This window comes from Aquirufa sp. TARAVU-A1A, assembly GCF_054558675.1.
The window spans coordinates 1-386 of the sequence record NZ_JBPXKP010000016.1; the positions used below are offsets into that span (position 1 = coordinate 1).

Consider the following 386-nt stretch of genomic DNA (forward strand, 5'->3'; position numbering starts at 1 on the left):
CGTTAAGTCATAGCCCGTATAATTATAATAGCCACTACCCAAACGAATCGTCAAACCCGAATTGAACTGAACCTCGCCGCCACTCGTAATAGTCAAAGCCTTCAACGCATTCGTGTTCTGACCAGTCGTCATATTCACACCAGCATCAAACACAATACTGCCCACCTGCGTACCACCCACGCGCGCAGACTTAATCTCAACCGAATAATTCACTAAGTAATTCTGAAGCTCCGTGTATAAGATATTCGCATTATCTGCGCTCGAAGTAAATGTATACGTAGTGCCTGACAAAGACCAGGCGCCATTGCTCGTGGCCACACTCGTAATACGTACATTGCTATGACCCGTCAGCAACGTAATGTTCGCGCCAGCTACCAACTCTCCCG

General features: G+C 47.4%; 1 protein-coding gene. It reads right to left on the reverse strand.

Annotated elements, in window-relative coordinates; genetic code table 11:
- Positions 1-386, reverse strand: a 386-nt coding sequence (locus V7S75_RS12055; RefSeq protein WP_459514232.1) for a hypothetical protein, incomplete at both ends; no start/stop codon positions are given.